Annotated in this window: 2 protein-coding genes and 1 pseudogene; 1 reads left to right on the top strand and 2 read right to left on the bottom strand. The window is 61.9% G+C overall.

The annotated features are described in order from the left end of the window. Together B3C64_RS06235 and B3C64_RS06230 are read right to left on the bottom strand one after the other, a co-directional pair. Window positions 1-483, bottom strand: a 483-nt coding sequence (locus B3C64_RS06235) for an NUDIX hydrolase (protein WP_291534497.1), incomplete at its 3' end; no start/stop codon positions are given. Window positions 484-496: 13 nt separating this feature from the next. Next, entirely contained in the window at window positions 497-2089 is a 1593-nt protein-coding gene (locus tag B3C64_RS06230; RefSeq protein WP_291534496.1) for an aminopeptidase P family protein, read from the bottom strand. A 144-nt stretch (window positions 2090-2233) separates the two neighbouring features. Here B3C64_RS06230 and B3C64_RS06225 point away from each other — a divergent pair. Next, window positions 2234-2418: pseudogene (locus tag B3C64_RS06225) on the top strand (dihydrofolate synthase); the annotation flags it as partial.

The following is a 2418-nucleotide window of genomic DNA, read 5'->3' as shown; positions in this document are numbered from 1 at the left end:
GTCGCCGTTCGCTTTGTTCTTCAGGTATTCGCGCACGTACCCCATGCGCTCCACCGTGGTCGCGGCCAAAGGCTGTGGCAAATCATCGGGGGAGAACCAGCCCACGTTGAGGCTTTCCTCGTCACCGACGAACGGTTCCGTGTTGCCCTGTGGATCCGGTTTGCAGATGAACAGATGGTCCATGTACATGGTGCTGTCGCCGTTCGCGTAGGTGAGCACCTTGCGGGACGATTTCACCGACACCAGATCGGTGACGATCGCATCCACGCCGGTTTCCTCCTTGATTTCACGGGCGACGGTGTCGGCCGGCTCCTCGCCCGGTTCGTTGATGCCATAGACCATGGCCCATTCGCCGGTGTCGGCGCGCCGTCCGAGCAGCACACGGCCGCGCTCGTCCTCGACATAGCCGGAGACTCCGATCAGCCAAAGAAGATCATGGCCGATTTTCTTACGGAGCTCGAGTATGAAATCAGGTGTCGGCATAATGGTTCTCCGATCAGGCCTCGGCCGCCATGTCGGCCATCCACGCCTCGACGTCGTCGATCTGCTTCGGGATGCCGGCGGACAGCCATTCCGGGCCGTCCTCGGTCATCAGCACGTCATCCTCGATGCGGATGCCGATGCCGCGGTACTCCGGCGGGATCAGCAGGTCGTCCTCACGGAAGTACAGGCCGGGCTCGATCGTGAAGATCATGCCCGGGCGGATCTTCGCGCCTTGGTACGACTCGTAGCGGGCCTGCGCGCAATCATGCACGTCAAGACCCAGATGATGCGCCACGCCGCAGGCGAGCCAACGGCGGTGCTGCTGGCCTTCGGGGGAGAGCGACTCCTCGACGTCCACCGGAAGAATGCCCCAGTCGTGCAGACGCTCGGCGATCACACGCATGCAGGCATGGTGGATGTCGGAATACGTGGCGCCCGGCTTGGCGGCCTCGAAGCCGGCCTGCTGGGAGTCCAGCACCGCCTGGTACAGTTTCTTCTGGAAATCGGTGAACTTGCCCGTGGTCGGGAAGGTGCGCGTGATGTCCGCGGTATACAGGCTGGTCACCTCCACGCCGGCGTCGATCAGCAGCAGCTCTCCGGAGCCCACGGTGCCGGTGTTGCGCATCCAGTGCAGAATCGGCGCGTGCGCGCCGGAGGCGATGATGGTGTCATAGCCGACGTCGTTGCCCTCCTCGCGGGAAATCGCGTTGAACGCGCCCTCCAGCATGCGTTCGGAACGCGGCTTGTCAAGCGAGGATGGCAGCTTGCGCAGAATGTTGTCGAAGCCGTGCTTGGTGGCCGCGATGGCCTTGCGCATCTCGCGGACCTCGTATTCGTCCTTGCACATGCGGGCCTCGGCGGCGAATTCGTGCAGCTTGTCGTCATCGGCGTTGTTGCGGTCGGGGTCGTCGAAGCCGTTCGCCTTGCGGATGTCCTCCACCAAGCCGGTGACCTGCGGATCCGCCTCGCGGATCACACGGACGCGCACCGCGCCGGCGTCGGAACCGACGTCCTTGCCCAACGCGTCGGCAAGTTGTGCGATGTCGTTCGTCTCGATGCCGGTCATCGCGGTCATTTCCTTCAGACCTGCGCGAGGGCCGACCCAATACTCGCCATAGTGGGCGTTCATGAAGAAGTCCTGCGTGTAATGGTTCGCGCGTGGGGCGACGAACAGTTCCGGAATATGCGTCTTGCCGGCCTTCGCCTCCGGCGAATCCGGATCCACCGGGTTGAGCACCAGCACCGCGCCGGCCTCGAAATCCTCACCCAGACCGGTGTAGTACGAGAACGTGGTGTCCGGACGGAACGCGTAATCGCAATCGTTGTTGCGTACCTTCGGCTGGCCGGCGGGAATCACCAGACGCTCGCCCGGGAATGCCTTGCCCAGCGCTTCAAGACGCGCCGGCGTGTACTTGGAGGACTCCAGAGGCTTGGTCTCCGGCTCGTTGTCGTCCCAGCCGGTGGTCATGAACTCCTTGAACGCATCGGAACGCGGGCGCAGGGAACGATTGTTCACACGGTCGCTCATCGCCTGGTCGTCTCCCGGCGCCGAAGCCTGCTCCCTCGCCTCGTATTCCTTGTCCTTGTCGGTAATGACTTCGCTCATCACATCTCCTGAATCTGCATTCGATTACCTGTATGAATTACCGCAACCCATCCTATAACTTTTTCCCTCAGGGAACGTTCATGCAACCACCTAGAATATGTAAGGCTGTGTGAGCCCAACCATACGGGGAGGAAAGCAAGGAACATGTCATTCGAGCATCCGAATCGCAACAACGAAAGCATGGTCGACGTCGAGCGCGACATCATGAGCCGTCCTTCGGAGCGCAACACCACGAACCTCGACCTGCGTCGTATGAAGATGATTCTCGACATCATGGGGCATCCGGAGCAGTCGTTCCGCGTGATCCACATCACCGGCACCAACGGCAA

The organism is Bifidobacterium sp. UBA6881, assembly GCA_002451435.1.
Classification (GTDB): Bacteria; Actinomycetota; Actinomycetes; order Actinomycetales; family Bifidobacteriaceae; genus Bifidobacterium.
Note: the sequence above shows the minus strand (reverse complement) of the source record. Positions and strands in the feature narration are given on the sequence as shown.

What these genes read in the sequence shown, in the direction of transcription:
- B3C64_RS06230 (WP_291534496.1), bottom strand. Translation starts at nt 2,089, where the DNA reads ATGAGCGAAGTCATTACCGACAAGGACAAGGAATACGAGGCGAGGGAG.